Raw genomic sequence first — 20371 nt, 5'->3', positions numbered from 1 at the left:
TGCAGGCACCTTCTAAGGCACGCCGGACAGACAACTGGCGCGACGCTAAAAAGGCGCGGCAGTATACCTCGCCTGGGGGTTGGGTACACCCGCCGGCCGGGCCAACCAAAGTCGCCCATCGGATGGGCACTGTTCTTGCCTGAGTCGGCGCTGAAACCTGGCGACGGGGTTTTAAATTTGAATAGTCATTTGCCGGGCTCAGCACTAAAGTGGCAAGTGGCCTGCAGGGTAGGAAACTCTTTAAGCCTCCTTTCTCACGGTGAGTCAACGATTGACCCATAAAGCCATCCAGAGCCTGTTATTCAAGCGCTTCGCCATTGCCGCGGGCACTTACGCACTGATCCTGCTGCTGTTCTGGCTGGCCGTCGTCACGGGGCATTCCCGTGCTTCGAGCGGCAGCGCGCTGCTGGGCACTGGCCTGGTGCTGGCCAGCCAGGCGCTGCTGTGCTGGGTGTTCGTCAGCGGACGCAACCTGCAGTTCGCCGACCCCAGCCTGACCGAAGTCCAGGTGGTGCTGGGCATCGCCTGGCAGACCTGGCTGATGGCCCATCTGGATCAGGCCCGCGGGGTGTTCCTGGTGTTCTACCTGCTGCCGTTGCTGTTCGGCCTGTTTCACCTCTCCCGCCGGGCCTATCTGCGCAGCGCGGCGCTGATCTTCTTTTGCTTTGCCGCGGTCAACCTGTGGGACGGCTATCGCCTGCTCCTCGGTGATCCGCAACTGGCCGCACTGCAGGTCTGCGTGCTGCTGGTGATGCTGGTGTGGATGTGCCTGTATGCCGCCTATGTCCAGGCTTCGCGCTCACGCATGCGCCAGCGGCGCTTTGCCTTGCAGGCCCATCAGGACACGCTGCGAGGCATGATGCGACAGCTGGAGGACCTGGTAGCCACCGATGAACTGACCGGCCTGTTCAACCGCCGGCATTTCCTGCGCATTGCCAGCCGCGAGCTGCAAGCCATGGATCAGGAGCAAGTGCATGGGCTGGCGCTGATCGACCTGGATCATTTCAAGCGCATCAACGATCTCCACGGCCATGCTGCCGGCGACCAGGTACTGCAGGCCTTCGCCGCGGTGGCCACGGCTTGCCTGCGCGATGGTGACGTATTGGCCCGTTACGGTGGCGAGGAATTCGTGGTACTGCTGCCCGAGTGTGACGCCGAGCGCCTGACCTCCTGCTGCGAGCGTTTGCGCCTGGCGTTCACCGAAGTGCAACTGGTGGGCCTTAACGTACGAGACCTGAGCCTGTCGGCGGGGATGACCCTGCTGCGGGCCGGCGACGATCTGGACCATGCCCTGCAACGCGCCGATCAGGCGCTGTATCGGGCCAAACGCGACGGTCGCAATCGTTGCTCTGCAGCCTGGGAAAACCTCGATGCCTGAATTGACCGTTGGCAGCCGGTGCTGGCCGGTGGCGCCTGGAAGCAACCTGCTGGATGCCCTGAATCAGGCTGGCGTGACGGTGCCCTACAGTTGCCGCGCCGGTAGTTGCCATGCCTGCCTGGTGCATTGTGTCCAGGGCTTGCCCAGCGATAGCCGGCCGGATGCCTTGAGCGACGAACAGCGCCGGCTCGGCTGGCGCCTGGCTTGCCAGTGCCAGGTGGTGGAGGACCTGCACGTCGAGACCTTCGACCCTGTGCGTGATGGCCTGCCTGCGACGGTGAGCGGCCTGGACTGGTTGTCGAGCTCGGTCCTGCGCCTGCGCCTGCAGCCGCAGCGGCCCTTGCGTTACCGCGCCGGCCAGCATCTGGTGCTGTGGGCCGCCGGCCAGATCGCCCGGCCTTATTCCCTGGCCAGCCTGCCGGAAGACGACCGCTTTCTGGAGTTCCACCTGGATTGCCGGCATCCGGGCCAGTTCAGCGATGCGGCGCGCCAGTTGCAATTGGGCGACCCGATGCGCCTGGGGGAGTTGCGGGGCGGCGCCTTGCACTACGATCCGGACTGGCAGCAGCGCCCACTCTGGCTACTGGCCGCGGGAACCGGCCTGGCGCCGCTGTTCGGCATACTGCGCGAGGCCTTGCGCCAGGATCACCAGGGCCCTATCCGTATCATTCACCTGGCCCATGACAGCAGTGAGCATTACCTGGCCAAACCCCTGGCGGCCCTGGCGGCGAACCGGGCCCAGCTGTCCGTCGAGCTGTGGACCGGGGCCGAGCTGACAGCCGCTTTGGCGCAACTGCGGCTTGTTTCCCGGCAAACCCAGGCCTTACTCTGCGGTCACCCTGACAGTGTCGAAGCCTTCGCCCGGCGCCTGTACCTGGCGGGGCTGCCGCGCAATCAACTGCTGGCCGATGTGTTCCTGCCCCGCGGTTGAGCGCTGATTCTTCCAGAGCGAGATCCCCATGACCGATGCCATCGAGTTGCAACGTGAGGGCGGGCTGCTGACCCTGCGCCTGAACCGTCCCGACAAGAAAAACGCCTTGACCCGCGCCATGTACGCTCGCCTGGCCGACGCCCTGAGCGAGGCCGATGGCGATCCCGAGATCAACGCCGTGATGATCTGCGGCAGCAGCGAATGCTTTACCGCCGGCAATGACATCGCCGACTTCCTCCAGCAACCGCCCCGGACCTCGACAGCCCGGTGTTTCGCTTCATGCGCAGCCTTGTGCAATGTCGCAAGCCGGTGGTGGCCGCAGTGGCCGGCGCGGCAGTAGGCATCGGCACCACGATGCTGCTGCATTGCGATCTGGTCTATGTCAGTCGCGATGCACGGCTGCGCATGCCGTTCGTCAACCTGGGGCTGTGCCCGGAATTTGGTTCGAGCCTGATCCTGCCGCGCTTGCTGGGGCAGGCCAAGGCGGCGGAGTTGCTGTTGCTGGGCGAAGGCTTCAGTGGCGAACAGGCCGCCGCCTGGGGGATTGCCAGCGCCGCCCTGGGGGATGGTGTGGCCACCTTGGCCAAGGCCCGGGAGGCGGCCTTGCGTTTCAGCCAGTTGGCGCCCGAAGCGGTGCAGGTGAGCAAGCGCCTGATGAAGGCGCCGGGCCGCGAGCAACTGCGCCAGGTCATTGAGCAAGAGGGCGTGGAATTCACCCGGCGCCTGCAGTCCCCGGAAGCCATCGCCGCGTTGTCCGGGTTTCTCAGCAAGGGCTGAAGCCCTGGAAAGCGGTTTCACGCGGGCATGAAAAAGCCCCGGTGTTTTCGGCACCGGGGCTTTTTGTTCAGCAAGGCGAAGACTCAGACCATCGGGTCGCCCACGTGCAGGATCTTCATGCCGTTGGTGCCGCCGGTGGTGTGGTAGCTGTCGCCCTTGGTGAGAATCACCCAGTCGCCTTTCTCTACGACACCGCGCTTGAGCAGCTCATCGATCGCTGCCTGGCTGACCTGCTCGGGCGGCAGGGAAGCCGGGTCGAACGGGATGGTGTAGACGCCACGGAACATGGCTGCGCGAGCCTGGGTTTCGCGGTGCGGGGAGTAGGCGTAGATCGGCACCGAGGAGCGGATGCGCGACATGATCAGCGGGGTGTAGCCACTTTCGGTCAGGGCGATGATCGCCTTCACGCCCGGGAAGTGGTTGGCGGTGTACATGGCAGCCAGGGCGATGCTCTGGTCGCAGCTTTCGAACACCTTGCCCATGCGGTGGCTGGAGGTCTTGCTGGTGGGGTGCTTTTCCGCACCGACGCAGATCCGCGCCATGGCCTGCACCGCTTCCAGCGGGTAGGCACCGGCGGCGCTTTCCGCCGAGAGCATCACCGCATCGGTGTAGTCGAGCACGGCGTTGGCCACGTCGGACACTTCGGCGCGGGTCGGCATCGGGTTCTGGATCATCGACTCCATCATCTGGGTCGCAACGATCACCGCCTTGTTGTGGCGACGGGCGTGCAGAATGATTTTCTTCTGGATGCCCACCAGCTCGGCGTCGCCGATTTCCACGCCCAGGTCGCCACGGGCAACCATGACCGCGTCGCTGGCCTTGATCAGGCCGTCGAGGGTTTCGTCGTCGGCCACCGCTTCGGCGCGTTCGATCTTCGCTACCAGCCAGGCAGTACCACCGGCTTCGTCACGCAGCTTGCGCGCGTATTCCATGTCGGCGGCGTCCCGTGGGAAGGACACGGCCAGGTAATCGACTTCCATCTCGGCCGCGAGCTTGATATCGGCCTTGTCTTTCTCGGTCAGGGCCGGAGCGGTCAGGCCACCACCACGACGGTTGATGCCCTTGTGGTCGGACAGCGGGCCGCCGATGGTCACCACGCAATGCAATTCGGTGGCGGTGGCGGTTTCCACACGCATCACCACGCGGCCGTCGTCCAGCAGCAGCTCGTCGCCCACACCGCAGTCCTTGACCAGATCCGGGTAGTCGATGCCGACGATATCCTGGGTGCCTTCGGTCAGCGGATGGCTGGTGGAGAAGGTGAACTTGTCACCGATCTTCAGCTCGATGCGCTTGTTGGCGAATTTGGCGATGCGGATCTTCGGGCCCTGCAGGTCGCCGAGGATGGCCACGAAGCGGCCGTGCTTGGCTGCCAGGTCGCGGACCAGTTTGGCGCGAGCCTTGTGCTCGTCCGGAGTGCCGTGGGAGAAGTTCAGACGGGCAACATCCAGGCCCGCGAGAATCAGCTGTTCGAGAACTTCCGGCGAGTTACTGGCCGGGCCAAGGGTGGCAACGATTTTGGTACGACGAACGGACATGCACGGACTCCTGAGTTCAAGCGCAACGAGAGGCTACTATGCTCCGAAGTTGTAGTCATTGTTCGTTTGCACTACTTATTGCTTTGTTTGTTTACCGCAACAACCTTGAAGATTTTTGCCGATGAGTCGATACACTGCACAAGACAGGAGATACCCCATGCGATTCGTACTCATTGCTGCCCTGGCCGTCAGTGTTGTCGGCTGTACCCGCTGGTCCATGGACCATCATTTGAATAACGCCTACCGCGCTTATGACCGCGGCAACTGCGAGAGCGTGATGCTCGAGTTGAGCCAGGTCGACCGTGACAGCCGTGCCCGTCGCTACATCCAGCCGGAAGTGTCGATGCTGCGCGGGCAATGCCTGGAGCGCCAGAAGTTGTTCGTCGATGCCGCGCAGACCTACCAGTTCATCATTACCCAGTACCCCACCAGCGAGTACGCGTTTCGCGCCCGGGCTCGCCTGGATACCCTGCAACAGTTGGGGCACTACCCGGCAAATGGCGCCGCTCAAGTTCGTCGCACGGCGTTGTAAAAGAGATTCACTAGGGGGCGGTGTAATTGCCCCTCGTGCTTGAGCTAACATCTGCACAGGCTGTTCGAAAACTGCCCCGGCCCGGCTGGTGGCAGTGGCGTTGGAATCCTTCTGGCAGTCTTCCTCGCGCATCGAATCCGGGAGGGCGGGCCGATATCAGGGCCTGTTCCGAAGCACTAGTGCGGTCATGCTTAATGACCTTTCATAGCGATACCCAGCATGTTCATGGAACCTCGGATCGAGCGGCACCAACTGCCGTCCTTTTTAAAAGTATTCAATCGTTTCACCGACAAGCCGGTGGGTTTCCTTGGCAACCTGTCGGCCGACGGGCTGATGCTGATCAGCCAGTTGCCGATGCTGATCGGTGCCGAATTCGACTTGCGGGTGAAAGTCCCCGGCGGTGACGGCCAGGTGCAGTTCATCGACTTCAGCGCCTGCTGCCTCTGGTGCCATGAGGACCTGACGCCGCACCACTACGACAGCGGTTTCAGCCTGTTGCGGGCCGGTGCGGAGTTTGTCGAGCTGGAGCAGGCGTTGCGTCATTACTTCAGCTTTCACCCGTTGCAGACCTCGGCCTGAGGCGCTCGGCAGCAGTTACAGGCTGCCGGCTTTCTTCCAGCTCAGATAGCGGCTGACCAGTTCGGCCCCCAGTTCTCCCGGGCGAGCGTCGAGCAGGGCGACGCCGTGGGCGCTCAGGCGTTCGTGCAGCTCGGCGCGGCTGTTCAAGTAGTTCACCGTCGCGCTGTAGGCCAGGGCTTCGGGCAGGGTTTGCACCGGGCTCTGGCGCAACTGGTCGAGCACCTCTTCGCGCAGGCTGGCCACCAGCACCCGATGCTGGCGGCCGATGCGCTTGACCGCCGTCAGCAGTTCCTGGTCATCCTCGTCCCGCAGGTTGGTAATCAGCACCACCAGTGCCCGGCGTTTCTGCCGGGCCAGCAGCTCGCTGGCGGCGGCCTGGTAATCGGCGGGGCGCTGGCTGGTGTCCAGGTCGTAGACGCCATTGAGCAGCACGCTCAACTGGGCCGAGCCCTTGACCGGTGCAAGGTAGCGCGAGCGTTCCCCGGCAAAGCTGTACAGGCCCACCGCATCGCCCTGGCGCAGGGCGACATAGCTCAGCAGCAGGCAGGCATTGAGGGCGTGGTCGAAGTGCGCCAGCTCGCCATCCTGGCTGCGCATGCGGCGCCCACAGTCGAGCATGAAGATGATCTGCTGGTCGCGTTCGTCCTGGTACTCCCGGACGATGGGCGCGCGTTGGCGGGCCGTGGCCTTCCAGTCGATCTGCCGCAGGCTGTCGCCTTCGCGAAACTCCCGCAGTTGGTTGAACTCCAGGCCCAGGCCGCGGCGTTGCCGCTGGCGCACACCGAGTTGGCTGAGCCAGTTGTCCACCGCCAGCAATTGTGCGCCGTAGAGCCGGGCGAAGTCCGGGTAGACCCGGGTGCTGTCGTGCACCTTGAGCAGGCGCCTGGCGCTCCATAATCCGAGAGGGCTGGGCAGGCTGACTTCGCACTGGTCGAAATTGAAGTGGCCGCGCTGCAGTGGGCGCACGTTATAGCCGATCCGGCTGACCTGCCCCGGCTCCAGGCGCGTGGACTGCGGCAGGTGCTCGAAGCCCAGGCCCTGGGGCGGGTGGTCGAACAGTTGCACATCCAGTGGTTGCCGGTAGTCGTGCAGGATCTCCAGTTGCACCTCGCTCCAGCGGCCCAGGGGCAGGCTGCCGGGTAGCTGGCGCTGGATCTGCGGCGAGGCCACGCGCAGCAGGCGCAGGGCGTCCAGCAATGCCAGCAGCAACAACGCCAGCAGCAGGCCCCAGGCAATCGAGTCCAGGCGCGGCAGGGCCTCGCTGCCCAGGGCGCGGGCGGCGCCGAGCAGGGTGTACAGGCCGGTCAAAGTACCCAGCCAGATCAACAGCAGACGGGTCGGCTTCATTGGCGTGGGCGGCTCACAGGCGCGGTGCCGGAATCTGTTCGAGCATCTGCTTGAGCACCTGTTCCACCGACAGGCCTTCGATGTCCAGCTCCGGGGCGACCCGTACTCGATGCCGCAGCACGGCCATGGCGCAGCCCTTGATGTCATCGGGAATCACGAATTCGCCGCCACGCAGCAGGGCCCGGGCACGAGCGCCGCGTACCAGGGCAATGGAGGCGCGGGGGCCGGCGCCCAGGGTCAGGCCTGGCCAACTGCGGGTGGCCCGGGCCAGGCGCACGGCATAATCGAGCACCTGCTCGTCCAGGGGCAGTTCGCTGGCGATGCGCTGCAGGGCCAGTACGTCCTTGGCCTGGAGTACGGTGCGCAGAGGCTGTACGTCGAGCATGTCGGCGCGGGTCGAGCGCGTCACCTGGCGGACCATGGTCAGTTCTTGTTCGGCATCCGGGTAGTCCATGCGCAGCTTGAGCATGAAGCGATCCAGCTCGGCCTCCGGCAGCGGGTAGGTGCCTTCCTGTTCGATGGGGTTCTGGGTAGCCAGGACCATGAACGGCTGGGCGATGGGCAGCGCTCGGCCTTCGAGGGTGACCTGACGTTCCTGCATGGCTTCCAGCAGGGCGGCCTGGGTCTTGGCCGGCGCGCGGTTGATCTCGTCCGCCAGCAGCAGGTTGGTGAACAGCGGGCCCTTGCGCAGCTTGAACTGCTCGGTCTGCAGGTCGTATACCGCATGCCCGGTGACGTCGCTGGGCATCAGGTCGGGGGTGAACTGGATGCGCGCGAACTCGCCGCCAAAGCAGCGGGCCAGGGCTCGTACCAGCAGGGTCTTGCCGAGCCCGGGTACGCCTTCGAGCAGCACATGGCCGCCAGCGATCAGGGCGGTCAGCACATCATCGATGACCGCTTCCTGGCCGATCACCGCCTTCTGCAGTTCCAGGCGCACCGCCTGAGCCAGCTGGCTGGCCCGCTGGCGCTGCTGGGCAGCATGGACCTGAGGCTGTGGAGCCTCGGAAGGCTCGGGGAATTCGATCGGTTGTTCGCTCATAGGGCATTCCTGAGAGTTTGCAGGCGGGCGACCTGGTGGCTGAAATCAACGCTGGAAAGGCGCTGTCCGGACAAGGGTTGCAGGGCCTGTCGAATGGCCTCGACAGGTTGTTGGCTGAGCAGGGCCAGCACGTCCCACTGGGCCTCGGCCGGCAATTGCTCGAAGCCCGGGTGACGGCGCCGTGCACGGCGCCGGATATCCAGTTGCAGGGCCTGCAGCAACGCACCCTGGCCAGCATGGCGCAGCAGGAAGTCGGCACTGGCCCGCAGGTGTTCACGCAGTTGGCGCCGCGCCTTGGGGGCTGGAGCCAGCAACGGCCCGTGGCGCATGCCGGCCTGCCAGAGCCACAGGCCGAGCAGCAGGGCCAGGGCTACCAGCGCCTGGGGGAAATAGCGCCAGAGCAACTGCCAGAGGTCCGGGTGATCGGTATTGAACAGCAGCGTCACAGCGCTATCGGTATTGAGGTACCACAGCAGCCAGGCGTTGTCGTACAGGCCGATGGCGGGGGCTTTCCAGATATCGGCATCGGTGAGCACGATGACCGCGCCCTTGCCGTATTCAAGCTGGATCATGTGGGTCGCCACGCCGCTGTTGGCCCAGGACTGCGCCAGGCTTTGCGGGTCGTCCAGGTGGAAGTCGGTGTCGAAACTGATGTAGGCCGGAGCCTGTTCGTCTTCCAGGTAGACCTTGGTCAGCTTCGGATAGGCATCGTCGGCTTCCGGCTCCGGTGGCTCGTCAAGGTCCTGGCTGAGCTGCTGGTGGATCTGCACCTGGTCCAGCAGCAGGTCGCCGCTCTTCTGGCTGTCCTCGTCCCACAGGGCCTCGGCGACGAAGAGCAGGCGGCCGCCGGCGCGGGCCCACTCCAGGAGCTGGTCGACCTGGGGCGGGCTCATGTTCGAGCGCTCCCCCAGCAGCAACAGGCTGTTGCCGGCCGGGGGCAAGCTGGCCAGGACATCCAGGCTATTGGCGTGTTGTACCTTGAGGCCACGTTCACGCAGGAACATCTCGGCCGCCAGGTAGGGGTTGGCCCGGGCCTCGGGGGAGGGGCCGTGATCGACCAATTCCTGATAGGGCGTGGCATGGCGATACAGGTAATAGCCGCCGGCCCCGAGCACCAGAGCCAGGAGCAGGACCAGGCCGCCCCACAGGTAGCGCTTCATGGCTGTGCTCCGGGGCCGAACAGGCTGCGCCAGGCGCCGCACAGTTGTGGTTGCAGGTCGGCGCCGGGTACCTGATGACCGTACGCCATGTTCTGCCAGTGGCGGGTCAGGCTGATGCTGAAGGCCTCCAATTGTGGCTGCTGCAGCGCCTTGATGCGCTCCAGCACCTGGCCTTCGGTATCGGCCACGCTGAGGGGCAGGTGGAAGTCTTCCAGCAAGCGGCTGAGCAGCGCCCGGTACAGCAGGCCCAGGGCCTCCCGGGGCTGGCTGGCCCAGAGTTCAGCGGCGCGGGCAGCGACATCGGCGGGCAGGGTTTCGCTGCTGACTTCCAGCCCGAACAACTGCTGGGGCATGGCCGCGGGGCGTTTCTTGCGCGGCAGCGGACGACGGCTGACGAAGGCCTGCAGCCAATCGCGGTAGCGCCAGATCAGCCAGCCCAGAGCCGCCAGCAGCAACCCCCAGAGCAGAATCTCCAGGCCCTTGGCGACCCCGCCGAAACTGTCCTTGCCGAGGCTTTCCAGCAGGTTCTTGAGCCAGCCTGGAGGCTTGCCCTTGGCGTCCTTCTTCTGGGTTTGCTCGTCACCGAAACGGTAGCGAGTGACCGACTCCTGGTTCTTGAAGGGGGGCTTGTCCAGGATGGCCTGGATGCTGTCCCTGGAGGCCTTGCTGGTCAGCGGTTGCTGCAGCAGCCGCGGGGTCTCGGGGCCGGCCGCGGAACTGCTGGGGGCTGCGGCCCAGAGCGCTTGGGTCGGTGCCAGGAGCAGCAGGCCGGCGAGCAAGAGCAGCGTGCTGGCACCGGTCAGGCGCTGGCGCAGGCGACGGAATACCAGCTCGATGTCCCAGGCCTCCAGCTCGGTGCGTCGGTTCAGGTACAGGCTGAAACCGCAGGCCACGTAGATCGGCTCCCAGATCACCAGGACCAGGGCGTAGAAGACGTTGGTCAGGTGTTCCAGCCACAGCCAGTCCTGTTGGGCGGCGATCATCAGGCTCTGCCAGCTCCAGTCCACTTCGACCTGTTGTGGCAGCAGCAGGTAGAACAGCACCATCAGGCCAATCCACAGGGCGCCTTCCAGGTGCATGCCAATCAGGGTCAGCCAGCGCGCGGCACCGGCATTTTTCTGTAGCAGCACCGCCAGGCGTTGTTGCCGGGCGTCGGCGCTCAGGCCTTCAAGTTGTACCACCGGCAAGGTGAAGCTGCGGCTCATGCTGAAGCGGCGCCAGGTCAGGCTGGCCAGCAGTTGCGGCTTGAGCAGGCGAGGCCATTGTTTCAGCGCTTGCCCCAGGCTGGGTGTTTCGCCGAACAGGGCTTTAGACAGAATAAACAGCGGCAGGCGTTCGAAGGCCGGCTTCAGCCACCAGAACAGCAGGATCGCCAGCGACGGCGATTCCCAGAGCAGCAGGCTCAGCAGGGCGAACACTGGCAGGCTGACGATGGCCCAACTGGTCATCAGCAAGCGCCGATGACGCTGGCTCAGTAGTACGCCCAGGTCCATGGCCTCCCAGGCGCTGCGGGGGCGGATCACCACGCTGGCATCACTCAGGCGCATGGGATTCACGTCCGGCCAGGGTCAGGTAGGCCGCCACCAGGCCCCAAAGGGCACTGCCGACGCTGTATTTGACCCAGGCGGCCGGCCAGGTCATGGAGGACCAGTAGGCTTCGACAAAGGCGGCGATCAGCAAGAAGCCGATGACGCCGTAGATCAGTTGCACGCTGACGCGCGCGGCTTGCAGCAGGGCTTCGCCGCGGGTCAGGCGGCCCGGCGCGATCAACGCCCAGCCAAGCTTCAGCCCGGCGGCGCCAGACAGGGCAATGGCGCTGAGTTCAAAGGCGCCGTGGCCGATCACGAACGGCCAGAAGGTCTGGCCGAAGCCGATCTGGGTCAGGTGGCCGGCAATGGCGCCGATCATCAGGCCGTTGAAAAACAGGAAGAACACACTGCCCACGCCGAACAGCAGGCCGCTGGCAAAGGTCTGAAAGGCGATCCCGATGTTGTGCATGATGTAGTAGCCGAACATCACCCAGTCTTCGCTCGAGGCCCGTTCGGCGGCCCGCCCCAGGCGCCCGGCGGTAGGGTCGTACATGCTCTGCATCTCGCTGACTTGCTGCGGGCTCACCAGGCTGTAGATCAGATCGGGAAACAGGTACACCAGCACCCCGATGGCCAGCAGGCTGCCGAAGAACAGCAGGCTGGCCAGCAGCACCAGGCGCCACTCCTGACGCACCAGGCGGGGGAAACCGGCCAGCACGAAACTCAATAGATTGGCCCCGAAGGCGCTGCGCTGTCGGTACAGCTGCTGGTGGCCACGCAGGGCCAGTTGTTGCAGCGGATCGATCAGGTAGCTGCTGTAGCCGCGTTCTTCGGCCAGGGCCAGGTGCTGGCACAGGCGCCGGTAGTCCTGGACGAAGCTCTGGCATTCCTCGGCTTTGGCCCGGCCATGTTCCAGACGCTCGAGCAATTGCTCGAACTGCTGCCATTGCGCCTGGTGGCGGTGTTCGAAAAGGCTTTGTTTCATGGGGTTCCCAGGAAGCCGCGGGCAATGCCATTGAGTTCGGTCGTGGCCTGGGCACTGGGTACATGCAGCGGTTGCGCGAGGATGCCGGCCAGTTCCCGGGTACGTTCGGCCGACAGCTGGCCCTGGCGCTCGGCAAAGCCGAGGATCGCCCGTTGCTCATTCAGGCTCAGGGCGAAGGGCGCAGTGCGGGGGGCGGTTGGCGGCAGTTCGGGGCGTTTGACCGGCTGCTCGCGGTAGATCACCAGGGTGCCGGCGGCCAGATCGCCGAGGCGTTTGAAGGTCGGGTGCTGCAGGCAACTGATGGCGCCGAGGAAATAGCCGAAAGGCAGCATGTCGGCAAAGCGCAGCAGGTTGCGGGTCAGGGAGGCACTCCAGCCAATCGGGGTGCCGTCGTCCTGCACCACTCGCAGCCCCATCAGTTGCTTGCCGGGGGAGCGACCCTGGTTCAGCACCTCGAACAGCACCATGTACCACCAACTGATGAGGAACAGCAGGATGGAGCCGAGGCCGACTTCGTCGAAAAAGCCCAGGATGATGAACAGCAGGCCCAGCACCAGCCCGCGGATGCCCAGGTCGAGACTGAAGGCCAGGGTGCGCACCAGCAACCCCGCAGGCCGCAGCGGCAGGTCGATGCCCTCGGGGGTTTCGACCTGGTAGCGCGTATCCAGTGGCGGGTGCAGCGATGCGTTCCTTGGCGTTGCTGTCGTCTCAAGCATGGGTAACTTATCGGCTTGGTCTGGTAAAAAATCCAGCGCCGATGCTAGCAGTGTCTGAGGGGCAAACGACATCATTAACTACGAATTCGCCAAGTCCAATGCCTTCGCCCCGGTTCGTGCGGCTGGCCCTGACGACGCCTGAGCGCCTAGACTGCGGCGGTCTTTCAGTTCAGGAACAGGCCGTGACTTCCCTCTTTTGGTACGACTACGAAACCACCGGCATCAATCCGCGTTGTGATCGCCCGTTGCAAGTGGCCGGTATCCGCACCGACCTGGCACTCAACGAGATCGACGAGCCGGTCAACCTCTACTGCCAGCCCAGCGACGATATCCTGCCCCATCCGATGGCTTGCATGATCACTGGCATCACCCCTGGCCGTCTGGCCGAACAAGGCCTGGGGGAGGCGGATTTCATGACCCGGGTGCACGAGCAACTGGCGCGCCCCGGGACCTGCGGCGTGGGCTACAACACCCTGCGTTTCGACGATGAGATGACCCGCTACAGCCTGTATCGCAATTTCTTCGACCCCTACGCCCGGGAGTGGCAGGGCGGCAACAGCCGTTGGGACCTGATCGACGTGGTGCGCACGGCTTATGCGTTGCGCCCCCAGGGGATCGTCTGGCCCGAGGAGCAGGGGCAGGTAAGCCTCAAGCTGGAGCGCCTGACCGCAGCCAACGGCATCGATCACGGCCAGGCCCATGACGCGCTGTCCGATGTCCGGGCGACCATCGCCCTGGCGCGATTGGTTCGCGACAAACAGCCCAGACTCTATGACTGGCTGTTCCAGTTGCGCAGCAAGCAGCGGGTGATGGATCAGGTCCGCCTGTTGCAACCCATGGTGCACATCTCCGGGCGCTTTTCTGCGGCGCGCCACTACATCGGCGTGGTCCTGCCCCTGGCCTGGCATCCACGCAATCGCAATGCCTTGATTGTCTGCGACCTGCACCTGGACCCTCAGGGGCTGTTGGAGTTGGACGCCGAAACCCTGCGCCAGCGTTTGTACACGCGCCGGGAAGATCTGCTCGAAGGCGAGTTGCCGGTGCCGTTGAAACTCATCCATATCAATCGCTGCCCGGTCGTGGCGCCATTGAGTGTTCTGCGCAGTGAAGATCAACAGCGGCTGCACTTGGACATGGAGCTATATCAGCGTCGGGCTGTGGCCTTGAGCGAAGCTCAAGAAGTTTGGCAGGATAAACTTTCGGTGATTTATGGGCCGGATGAATTTGCCGCAAGCGATGACCCGGAGCAACAGTTGTACGACGGTTTTATTGGTGACCGTGACCGGCGTTTGTGTGAGCAAGTACGTGAGGCTGACCCGTTGCACTTGGCCCAGCAACAATGGCCATTCGATGATGAGCGCTTGCCGGAATTACTCTTTCGCTACCGTGCCCGCAACTTTCCAGAAACATTGAACAAAGCCGAGCAAGAACGTTGGCTGGTTTTTTGTCAGCAGCGTTTGCTAGATCCGCAACTCGGTGCTCCCAATACCCTGGAAAGTTTCCGGCAAGGGATTGAGCAATCGTTGTTAAGTGCGGACCCGGTGCAGCGTCAGGTTCTGGATCAATGGCAGGACTATGTGCAGGCCCTGACGAGGCGCCTGGCTCTTTGAGCAGCGGCCCCGCTCCTTGAGCGGGTTGCCAGGGCATAAAAAAACGCCAGCATGCTGGCGTTTTCTCTGTAGGGCTGCAAAGCCCGGGCGCTCAACGGAGAGGCTTAGCCCAGCAGGGTGGCCCAGCCTTCTACCACGTCGCCGCCCCACTTGGCTTTCCACTCTTTCAGAGTTTTGTGGTTGCCACCTTTGGTTTCGATGACTTCGCCGTTGTGCGGGTTCTTGTACTGTTTAACTTTACGGGCGCGCTTGGTGCCGGTGGTTTTAACCGCGGCGCGAGGTGCTTTAACTTTCGAGTCCGGATCCAGCAGGGCGATGATGTCGCGCAGGGATTTGGAGTACTCGCCCATCAGGCTGCGCAGTTTGCCTTCGAACTCCAGTTCGGCTTTCAGTTTGTCGTCTTGGGACAGGTTCTTCAAACGCGCTTGCAGTTCTTTGATGGCTTCTTCAGTGGCACGGTATTCGTTGATCAGGGACATGAGGACTACCTTATTGAGCGCTGAGTGGCTGGGTGACAGTGTCGCAATAATAGTCAGGGAGTTTGAGCAAGTAAACATAATACCGCTGTTTTATTCGTCTCTCTTAGTGTGTTTAGGCGTAAAAGACATTTCGCTATTTAATAGGTTGATGCATTCGGGCCGGTTATTCACAAACTAGTTAAGCACTATTTACAAGTGCCATTACGGCGCCTGGAGTAGCGGCCGCTAAGCCGGGCCGGAGCGGCCCTTGGTGATCTGCCCGGGGCGCTGGATGCAATGAATACTGCAGTTTTGTCGCGCAATCGCTAGAATGGCGACCTTTGCGAAGTTCTGGAGTTTCCCCCCATGCGCACCTTTCGGTTGGTGATTTCTTGCCCTGACCGCGTTGGCATCGTTGCCAAAGTCAGTAACTTTCTAGCCTCCCACAACGGTTGGATCACCGAAGCGAGCCACCACTCGGACAATCTCAGTGGCTGGTTTTTCATGCGCCACGAGATTCGTGCCGATTCACTGCCCTTTGGCCTGGAGGCTTTTCGCGAGGCCTTTGCGCCGATCGCCGAAGAGTTCTCGATGGACTGGCGCATTACCGATACCGCCGAGAAAAAGCGCGTGGTACTGATGGCCAGCCGCGAATCCCACTGCCTGGCCGACTTGCTGCACCGCTGGCACAGCGATGAGCTGGATTGCCAGATCGCCTGCGTGATTTCCAACCACGATGATCTGCGCAGCATGGTCGAGTGGCACGGCATTCCTTATTACCACGTGCCGGTCAACCCGCAGGACAAGGAGCCGGCCTTCGCCGAGGTGTCGCGCCTGGTCAAGCAGCACGACGCCGAAGTGGTGGTGCTGGCGCGCTACATGCAGATCCTGCCGCCGGAGCTGTGCAGCGAGTACGCGCACAAGGTGATCAACATCCACCACAGCTTCCTGCCATCCTTTGTCGGTGCCAAGCCTTACCATCAGGCCTCGCTGCGCGGTGTGAAGCTGATCGGCGCAACCTGCCACTACGTCACCGAGGAACTGGACGCCGGTCCTATCATCGAGCAGGACGTGGTGCGGGTCAGCCACAGCGACAGCATCGAGGACATGGTGCGTTTCGGTCGTGACGTGGAGAAAATGGTCCTGGCCCGCGGCCTGCGCTATCACCTGGAAGACCGTGTGCTGGTGCACGGCAACAAGACTGTGGTGTTCTGATTGAAAAAAAACCAGGCGCGGGGGTTCAATACCCCGCTCCTGGTTTTGCACCTCACGAGGTCAGCCCGATGACCGATCCACTGGATAAAGCCACGTCCAAGGCACCCGCCACCCTCGGCGAAGGTTGCCTGAGCCGTTATGACCCCGATGAGTTGAGCCCTGACGACGGCACCGATTTTCCCGATGCCGCGCAGTTGTGGGAGCAATTGCAGCAGGAACCCCAGGCGCCATCCCGGCCCAAGCCTGCTTGAGCCTGCCGCCGGCTAGCCGGCGACAGGGCGTTGGGCGCTTTCAGATCCTGAAACTGCCCACCAGTTGCTTCAAGCGTGCTGCCTGCTGCTCCAGATCGGAGCAGGCCCGCAAGGTGGCCTGGAGGTTTTCCACGCCTTCCTGATTCAGCGTATTGATCTCGGTAATGTCCATATTGATGGACTCCACCACCGAGGTCTGCTCTTCGGTCGCCGTGGCCACCGACTGGTTCATGCCGTCAATCTCGCCTATGCGCTGGGTCACGCTGTTGAGTCGTTCCCCGGCCTGGTTGGCGATTTCCACGCTGTCCTGGCTGTGGCGCTGGCTGTTGCTCATGGTGCTCACCGATTCGCGAGCGCCCACTTGCAGCTCCTCGATCATGCCCTGCACTTGCTGCGCCGACTCCTGGGTGCGGTGCGCCAGGTTGCGCACTTCATCGGCAACCACGGCAAAGCCGCGTCCTGCCTCGCCGGCCCGGGCCGCTTCGATGGCTGCGTTGAGGGCCAGCAGGTTGGTCTGCTGGGAAATGCTGGTGATCACTTCGAGGATCTGCCCGATGTTCACGGTCTTGCTGTTGAGGGTTTCGATGTTGCTGCTGGAGGCGCTGATCATGTCCGACAGTTGGTTCATCGCCTGGATGCTGCGATCCACCACTTGCTGGCCGTCTTCGGCGAGGTTGCGCGCATCGCTGGCCTGTTGCGAAGCCTGGGCGGCATTGCGGGCGATTTCCTGGGCGGCGGCCCCGAGCTGATTGATGGCGGCGGCCACGCTGTTGGTGCGGCTGGCCTGCTCGTCGGAGTTGAGCATCGACGAGTTGGAGGCGCTGACCACGCGCAGGGCGACTTCGTTGACGTGCTCGGTGGCCGAGGACACTTCGCGGATCGAGCCGTGGATGCGTTCGACGAAACGGTTGAAGGCGGTGCCGAGGATGCCGAACTCGTCCTGGTTATGGATGTTCAGGCGTCGAGTCAGGTCGCCTTCGCCATCGGCGATGTCCTGCATGGCCCGGGTCATCACGTGCAGCGGCTGCATCAGCAGGCGGATCAGCAGGCCCAGCAGGGCAATGGTCAGGGCCACGGCCGTCAGGGTGGCGATGATCGCCGAGGTGCGGAACTCGCTGAGCATGGCGAAAGCCTTGTCCTTGTCCACGGACAGGCCGATGTACCAGTTCACCGAGGACAGGCCCTTGATCTGGGTGAAGGTGACAATGCGCGGCTTGCCATCGACAGTGATCTCGCTGAGTTCACTGCTGATCTTGGGGGTGTCCTGGGGGTAGACGTCCTTGAGGGTCTTCATCACCAGGTTCTTGTCCGGGTGCACCAGGATCTTGCCGTCGGCGCTGATCAGGAAGGCGTAGCCCATGCCGTCAAAGTCCAGGGCATTGATGCTGTCGGTGATTACTTGCAGGCTCAGATCGCCGCCGACCACACCGATCCTCTGGCCGGCCTTGATCACGCTGTCGACGATGGAGATCACCAACTGGCCGGACGCCAGGTCGATATAGGGTTCGGTCAGGGCCGAGCCGCTGCTGCTCTCGGCACTCTTGTACCAGGGGCGGGCGCGAGGATCGTAGCCATCCGGCATCTTGCTGTTGGGACGGATGATGAAGGTGCCGTCATTGTTGCCCAGGTAGGCCCCCATGAAGGTCGAGCTGACGGATTTCTGTTCCAGCAGGTTGCTGACATTCGCAGGGTCCGTGTTGAGGGCCACCGACTGGGAGATGTTCTCGATCAGCAGGGCGCGACCGGCGAGCCAGGTCTGAATATTTTTTGCCGTGACGTCGCCCATTTCCTGAAGATAGTTGTCCAGATCATCACGAATGGCGTTGCGTTGCAGGTAATCGTTGTAGAGCGTGAATAGTGCAAATGCAGCTATGACGATCAGCGAGGCGGCAAGCAGGATCTTGTGGCTGAAGCGCAGATTTTTGTTCATGGCTTGGGGTGTCCGCTAAGGTCTTTGAGTCCAGGGCATCGGGTTGGAAAAACGCACAGAAGGGCGGTGTTATAAGTAAGCTGATATCTCCATCTATCCCAAGGGAATTACCTGACCTTTATTTCAGATACTTCTGATCCATCATTTATTCATATCGACCGTGTAAGGCCAAAGATTAACCAGGGGTGACAAAATGCCTGACTCATCGCAACTCGTAATCGGTGCCGGCCTCGATGGCCTGCCGATCGCCCAGGCCATGCGCCTGGCCAACCGCCACGGTCTGGTGGCGGGCGCCACGGGCACCGGCAAGACCGTCACCCTGCAGCGCCTGGCAGAAGCCTTCAGTGATGCCGGGGTAGCGGTATTTGCCGCAGACATCAAAGGCGACCTCTGTGGGCTGGGGGCTGCGGGCAACCCCCAGGGCAAGGTTGCCGAGCGGATCGCCGGCATGCCCTGGCTCAAGCATCAACCACAGGCCTATCCGGTGACCCTGTGGGATATCCATGGGCAAAGCGGTCATCCTCTGCGCACCACCCTGAGCGAAATGGGCCCGCTGCTGCTGGGCAGTTTGCTGGAACTCACCGACAGCCAGCAGTCGGCGCTGTATGCGGCGTTCAAGGTGGCTGATCGCGAAGGCCTGTTGCTGCTCGACCTGAAGGACCTCAAGGCGCTGCTCAACCACCTCAAGGACAACCCGCAGCTGCTCGGGGACGATGCTGCGTTGATGACTACCGGCTCAAGCCAGGCGCTGTTGCGGCGCCTGGCGACCCTGGAGCAGCAGGGCGCCGAAGCACTGTTCGGTGAGCCGGCGTTGCAGCTGGAGGACATTCTGCAGCCGGCCGCCGATGGTCGTGGGCGGATTCATCTGCTCGATGCCAGCCGCCTGGTGCATGAGGCGCCGAAAGTCTATGCGACCTTCCTTTTATGGCTGCTGGCCGAGCTGTTCGAGCAACTGCCGGAGCGGGGCGATGCGGAAAAACCGCTGCTGGCGCTGTTCTTCGACGAAGCGCACCTGCTGTTCGCCGGTACTCCCAAGGCCTTGCAGGACCGGCTGGAGCAGGTGGTGCGGCTGATTCGTTCCAAAGGTGTGGGGGTGTATTTCGTTACCCAGTCGCCCGGGGACCTGCCGGACAATGTCCTGGCTCAATTGGGATTGCGTATCCAGCATGGCTTGCGGGCCTTTACTGCCAAGGAACAGAAGTCCCTGCGCGCCGTGGCGGATGGTTTCCGTCCCAACCCCGCCTTCGATGCGCTGGCGGTACTGACCGAGCTGGGCATCGGCGAAGCGCTGGTGGGCACCTTGCAGGACAAGGGCACGCCAGAAATGGTCCAGCGGGTACTGGTGGCGCCGCCGCAGTCGCGGATCGGGCCGCTGACCGAGGCCGAGCGCCAGGCCCTGATCGCCAGTTCGCCGCTGCTGGGGCGCTATGACAAACCGATCGACCGCGAATCAGCCTATGAAGTGTTGCTGGGGCGCAAGGAGTTGGCACCGCAGGATCAGCAGCCTTCTGGCAAAGCAGCGGCTGAAGAGCCCAGCCTGGCCGACCGGGCGGGTGAGTTCCTTGGCACGGCTGCCGGGCAGGCATTGAAGTCGGCCATGCGCCAGGCGGCTAATCAATTGGGACGGCAACTGGTGCGGGGCTTGATGGGTTCCCTGCTCGGCGGCAGCAAGCGGCGCTGAAGTACAGGCTTGAGTCAGCCCCGCGGTTTGGCGTGGCTGGCCAGGCGCTCCAGGGCCGCGCGCAGGTTGGGATCGGTGATGCCCTCTGCGGTGGCCTGGATGGTTTCAGCGGCGTTGTTCGACAGGTCCATGGTGTGTCCCGCGGCCCCTTGCTGGACCGTCGGCGGCTGGACCTTGAACAGGATGCGCGTCAGGTTGCTGAACTCGTTGAACTCCAGCAATTGACGTTGCAGGCGCTTTTGCTGATAGCGCAGGCGCGTTGCCCAGTGCCCGTCGGTGACGATCAGCAGCAGGCTGCCTTCACGCCAGGAAGCAACGTGGCAATGTTCGCGAGCGGCCGGCTGCAGCTGGCTTTCCAGCAGGCGCTGCAGATGTGCCAGGCGCTGGGCGTGGCCGAGTATGGCTTTCAGAGGCTTGGCTTCGCGAAGAAGAACGGCGGGAGCGCGTGCCGTAAGGGGGCGAAATGCCATGATCAGAAACCTGAAGTTACAGAGGCGCCATGGTAGCAGAAAGCGCCCGCCACGCCGGTGCCATCGCTTGTTCGTACTTTGATCAATTTCTAGTTCTTTGCTGATCGTAATCATTAACTTCTGTGGTCAATGGGCTTGAAGTTCAGCGAAAAGCCCTTATTTTAGGTGAGCCCCGTCACAGCGCTGTGCCAGCATCGTGGAATAACGCCACTTTCCTCACCATCGTTTCCGGGTAGAATGCTCGTTCG

At 63.2% G+C, this 20371-nt stretch carries 18 protein-coding genes and 1 pseudogene; 9 read left to right on the top strand and 10 right to left on the bottom strand.

Annotated elements, in window-relative coordinates:
* Positions 1–271 precede the first annotated feature (271 nt).
* The 3 genes and pseudogenes from KI242_RS24535 to KI242_RS24525 all read left to right on the top strand — a co-directional run bounded on the left by KI242_RS24535 (position 272) and on the right by KI242_RS24525 (position 3086).
* Positions 272–1378, top strand: a complete 1107-nt coding sequence (locus KI242_RS24535; RefSeq protein ID WP_041752521.1) for a diguanylate cyclase — start codon at positions 272–274, stop codon at positions 1376–1378.
* Positions 1371–2309 carry an iron-sulfur-binding ferredoxin reductase gene (locus tag KI242_RS24530; protein WP_011063053.1) on the top strand — a complete coding sequence of 313 codons (939 nt, stop codon included), beginning with the start codon at positions 1371–1373 and terminating at the stop codon, positions 2307–2309. The genes KI242_RS24535 and KI242_RS24530 overlap by 8 nt, the downstream gene beginning before the upstream one ends.
* 28 nt (positions 2310–2337) lie before the next feature.
* A pseudogene (locus KI242_RS24525) lies at positions 2338–3086 on the top strand (enoyl-CoA hydratase-related protein).
* 83 nt (positions 3087–3169) lie between these two features.
* Here the strand turns inward: KI242_RS24525 and pyk are convergent.
* The gene (pyk, locus tag KI242_RS24520; protein WP_011063051.1) at positions 3170–4621 is read right to left on the bottom strand and encodes a pyruvate kinase; all 1452 of its coding nucleotides are present in this window, start codon (positions 4619–4621) and stop codon (positions 3170–3172) included.
* Positions 4622–4778: 157 nt separating this feature from the next.
* On the opposite strand from pyk, the gene KI242_RS24515 reads away from it, so the two are divergent.
* Positions 4779–5153, top strand: a complete 375-nt coding sequence (locus KI242_RS24515) for a hypothetical protein (RefSeq protein ID WP_011063050.1) — start codon at positions 4779–4781, stop codon at positions 5151–5153.
* 219 nt (positions 5154–5372) lie between these two features.
* A complete protein-coding gene (locus KI242_RS24510; protein ID WP_011063049.1) occupies positions 5373–5732 on the top strand; it encodes a PilZ domain-containing protein in 360 nt (119 codons plus the stop codon).
* Between the two features lie 15 nt (positions 5733–5747).
* Here the strand turns inward: KI242_RS24510 and KI242_RS24505 are convergent, their stop codons facing one another.
* The 6 genes from KI242_RS24505 to KI242_RS24480 are packed head-to-tail and all read right to left on the bottom strand — an operon-like array spanning position 5748 to position 12508.
* Positions 5748–7079 carry a DUF58 domain-containing protein gene (locus tag KI242_RS24505; protein WP_011063048.1) on the bottom strand — a complete coding sequence of 444 codons (1332 nt, stop codon included), beginning with the start codon at positions 7077–7079 and terminating at the stop codon, positions 5748–5750.
* A gap of 13 nt (positions 7080–7092) precedes the next feature.
* Complete coding sequence (locus tag KI242_RS24500; protein ID WP_015636785.1) at positions 7093–8118, bottom strand: MoxR family ATPase; 1026 nt, start codon at positions 8116–8118, stop codon at positions 7093–7095.
* Entirely contained in the window at positions 8115–9278 is a 1164-nt protein-coding gene (locus KI242_RS24495; RefSeq protein ID WP_212805622.1) for a DUF4350 domain-containing protein, read from the bottom strand. The genes KI242_RS24500 and KI242_RS24495 overlap by 4 nt, the downstream gene beginning before the upstream one ends.
* Positions 9275–10825, bottom strand: a complete 1551-nt coding sequence (locus KI242_RS24490; RefSeq protein ID WP_212805621.1) for a DUF4129 domain-containing protein — start codon at positions 10823–10825, stop codon at positions 9275–9277. The genes KI242_RS24495 and KI242_RS24490 overlap by 4 nt, the downstream gene beginning before the upstream one ends.
* Positions 10812–11792 carry a stage II sporulation protein M gene (locus KI242_RS24485; protein WP_015636782.1) on the bottom strand — a complete coding sequence of 327 codons (981 nt, stop codon included), beginning with the start codon at positions 11790–11792 and terminating at the stop codon, positions 10812–10814. Before KI242_RS24485 ends, KI242_RS24490 begins: the two co-directional genes overlap by 14 nt.
* On the bottom strand, positions 11789–12508 hold the full coding sequence (locus KI242_RS24480) for an RDD family protein (RefSeq protein WP_212805620.1): 720 nt from the start codon (positions 12506–12508) through the stop codon (positions 11789–11791). Before KI242_RS24480 ends, KI242_RS24485 begins: the two co-directional genes overlap by 4 nt.
* A 182-nt stretch (positions 12509–12690) precedes the next feature.
* Between KI242_RS24480 and sbcB the strand changes: the two genes are divergently transcribed.
* Positions 12691–14118, top strand: a complete 1428-nt coding sequence (sbcB, locus tag KI242_RS24475; protein ID WP_212805619.1) for an exodeoxyribonuclease I — start codon at positions 12691–12693, stop codon at positions 14116–14118.
* A 104-nt stretch (positions 14119–14222) separates the two neighbouring features.
* Here sbcB and mvaT read toward each other — a convergent pair whose 3' ends face one another.
* Positions 14223–14597 carry a histone-like nucleoid-structuring protein MvaT gene (mvaT, locus tag KI242_RS24470; protein ID WP_011063041.1) on the bottom strand — a complete coding sequence of 125 codons (375 nt, stop codon included), beginning with the start codon at positions 14595–14597 and terminating at the stop codon, positions 14223–14225.
* Positions 14598–14942: 345 nt separating this feature from the next.
* On the opposite strand from mvaT, the gene purU reads away from it, so the two are divergent.
* Positions 14943–15791, top strand: coding sequence for a formyltetrahydrofolate deformylase (purU, locus tag KI242_RS24465; RefSeq protein ID WP_011063040.1), 849 nt, complete (start codon positions 14943–14945; stop codon positions 15789–15791).
* A 68-nt stretch (positions 15792–15859) separates the two neighbouring features.
* Entirely contained in the window at positions 15860–16042 is a 183-nt protein-coding gene (locus tag KI242_RS24460) for a hypothetical protein (RefSeq protein WP_011063039.1), read from the top strand.
* Between the two features lie 40 nt (positions 16043–16082).
* Here KI242_RS24460 and KI242_RS24455 read toward each other — a convergent pair whose 3' ends face one another.
* Positions 16083–17972, bottom strand: coding sequence for a methyl-accepting chemotaxis protein (locus KI242_RS24455; RefSeq protein WP_015636779.1), 1890 nt, complete (start codon positions 17970–17972; stop codon positions 16083–16085).
* Between the two features lie 193 nt (positions 17973–18165).
* On the opposite strand from KI242_RS24455, the gene KI242_RS24450 reads away from it, so the two are divergent.
* A complete protein-coding gene (locus KI242_RS24450; protein WP_212805618.1) occupies positions 18166–19653 on the top strand; it encodes a helicase HerA-like domain-containing protein in 1488 nt (495 codons plus the stop codon).
* 14 nt (positions 19654–19667) lie between these two features.
* Here KI242_RS24450 and KI242_RS24445 read toward each other — a convergent pair whose 3' ends face one another.
* The gene (locus KI242_RS24445) at positions 19668–20123 is read right to left on the bottom strand and encodes a DciA family protein (protein ID WP_011063036.1); all 456 of its coding nucleotides are present in this window, start codon (positions 20121–20123) and stop codon (positions 19668–19670) included.
* Positions 20124–20371 lie beyond the last annotated feature (248 nt).

This window comes from Pseudomonas sp. Eqa60 (genome assembly GCF_018326405.1).
GTDB classification, from domain to species: domain Bacteria; phylum Pseudomonadota; class Gammaproteobacteria; order Pseudomonadales; family Pseudomonadaceae; genus Aquipseudomonas; species Aquipseudomonas protegens.
Note: the sequence above shows the minus strand (reverse complement) of the source record. Positions and strands in the feature narration are given on the sequence as shown.